General features: G+C 37.2%; 2 protein-coding genes. Both read right to left on the reverse strand.

Annotated features, from left to right (window positions below):
* The coding region (locus VLB74_RS12310) for a hypothetical protein (protein ID WP_325203757.1) at positions 1–1,551 on the reverse strand (1,551 nt) is incomplete at its 3' end.
* A partial coding sequence (locus VLB74_RS12315; RefSeq protein ID WP_325203758.1) for a DUF4249 family protein occupies positions 1,548–2,218 on the reverse strand: 671 nt, incomplete at its 5' end. The genes VLB74_RS12310 and VLB74_RS12315, both read right to left, overlap by 4 nt.

A 2,218-nucleotide genomic window follows, 5' to 3' on the forward strand; every position in this document is an offset into this window, starting at 1 on the left:
AAAATATTTTTTTCCTGCTTGAGGCCTGTCAAGAGTTACTGTTTTGATGAAATTACCGGAAGCTTTGGTTTGAAAGTCATTTTTCTTGGTAATAAAATTAATGATTCCGTTGAATACTTTAGGGCCGTAAACATAACCGCGATTCACCAGACTTACTTTGTAAATATTCTGCATGTCATAATCAAACAATTCATTTGCATCCTCAATTATTAAACCATCCACCATTACCATGGTTTCTCCATAAGCATCGCTTTGCCCGTAACTGTCTCTTAAATGAATGGTGTATCCTTGTTCGTTTTTCGTGTAATAGACACCCGCTAAAATCTCAATAATGGTTTCTTTTAAGGTTGGAAAACGAGTGTAATCGTCCAGAATGTATTCCTTTTCCAGAGAATGATAAAATGCCGGAGTCTTTTGATTGTGTAGCAGACTGTCTTTTTTCTGTTGATAGTAATTGTTTTCTACCTGATTGGCAATTGATCGCTGTTCTAAATCACTTTTGTTTTTGGAATGAACCCATAACGGATTCAAAACAATCAGCTTGCTGAAATCTGGGCTGCTCATTTCGTTCAGTTCTATCGTGTAATCATTTCGGTCCTTTCCTATTATCTGGATTATTGCACCGGAAGTTTCAGGAACGTCATCAAGGATGAAATTGAATTTACCCGATTCGTCTGTTTTTGTCAATTTCATTCCAAAATTTTTCCCGGGAATAGAAAGCGATACGGTTTTGTCTTTAAGGTCGTTGGAATTATTAATTGCAACAATTCTTCCGGAAATGATTTCGCCCCGTAATTCCGGTAAAAATTTGCTCTTTTCGATATTTGAACCGTTTTCAACCGCAGCCAAGTTTAAAAAATCCACTGATGTAATGGGTCTCCCAAGGGGTAAACTGTCTTTTTTTCTCACCGAAACGGAGAAATTCCCTTTAATGTCATTTTTTGATTCAGAGGAAAGGGTCAGACTTATTTTCTCTCGAAAGGCATATTTGGTTTTGTCCGTTTTTGCTAAAATAGTTATGTTGCCTGGCTCCGGTGTGCTTTCTTTTTTTTCGGATTGTATGTTGTTTGCAAAACTTTTTTCGGATGATTTCACTCCCTCGCTTTCTTTTAGCGGAAGTCTTTCAAAAGGGTTTACTATAAAAATATCGGTTTTGTAAATTCCTTTGTCTTTTTTGTTGCGTGTCCAGTTGGTATAGGTAACAAGTTTGTAGTTTCCTGTTTTTAACGATGTCGTTATAAAATAGTCACCTTGTCCTGTTCCGTTTTTTAAAGCGATTTTTTGTTTCATGACGCTTTGGTTACTTTCGTCAAGTAGTTCAACATATCCTATTTTGCTTATTGAACTGAATTTTTTTTGAGTGGTGTTCAGTGCATATATTTTATATAAAAGGGTTTCTCCGCAAAGGATTGTTGTGGTATTGCAATGCAGGTAAACACTTTCTTCAATAGTGTTGATCTGGCTTATTGATTTAACAGCATTGTTGTTCTGGCCAAGAATAAAATTACTGGTCAGAAGTACTAATAAAAGGAGCTTAATTGTTTTTCTCATTGCCAAAAAGGAGGGACTACGTTAGATGCAAAAGTGGAACAATCACCGCATGGGGGTTTGACCATAGTAAAGATGGGAAATGCTGAATTGTAAAAAATTAGGCTGCCTCTCCTGATGGCTGAACGTAATACTGCCCCATCACCAGCAGATCCACAAGGATATTCCGGAGTAGGATGTGGGTTGAGTCCAAAATCCTCACTGTTATAAGAATACTCATTGCATTCGTAAGGATAGGGAGGTACTTGGGTGTTCGGAAAAATATCATCAAAATTGAAAAAAATTCTTTTTGATGACATTGAAGCTACTTCGAAAAAACCGATGACTTTTTCATTAGGGTTGGAAACTGATTTTAGATTCCCGCTGAAAAAACCGGGTTGATTAGGGGATAGAAGACTTTCGGAGCCTGACAAGTCTTTCAGTGTTTTGTAGAATGTAAACGCTTCAAAACTCTGAACATATTGCTTTACCATAATACTGTAACGTTCGGCTATTGTATAATCGGTGTTGGCAATAAAACGAACAGGAAAGTTAATTACTCGGTCTTCGTTTAGGGCACTGGTAGTATTTATCAGAATCTGATTTGAGGCTTTTGTAATATAACAGGTTCTGGTGTTAAGGTCTCGTGGTTCAAACCCGATGGTTTCAAACCCAGGGAATACTGTGCCGG

Origin of the sequence: Flavobacterium sp., assembly GCF_035456225.1 — a bacterium.
In the GTDB taxonomy this organism is placed as follows: Bacteria; Bacteroidota; Bacteroidia; order Flavobacteriales; family Flavobacteriaceae; genus Flavobacterium.